We start from the raw sequence: 222 nt of genomic DNA on the forward strand, positions 1-222 counted from the left end.
CGATAAATTCGCCGCCGTAGTACAGCGCGTTCATAATGCGGTTTGCCAGCTCTAAGGGGATGGTTACCGTTTGGGCTTGATTTTGAATGGTTTGGATTTGGGTAGAAGTGCAAGATTGCATTTGAAATGCTCCTAATCGTAAAGTGAGATTTGAGAAATGCCCGAAATAGGGGGCGGTGCTCTCTCCTGCGATTAGTCAGGCGTGGACGTTGCCGTTACCAC

It is taken from the genome of Neisseria sp. HMSC058F07, assembly GCF_001810035.1.
Taxonomy (GTDB): Bacteria; Pseudomonadota; Gammaproteobacteria; order Burkholderiales; family Neisseriaceae; genus Neisseria; species Neisseria perflava.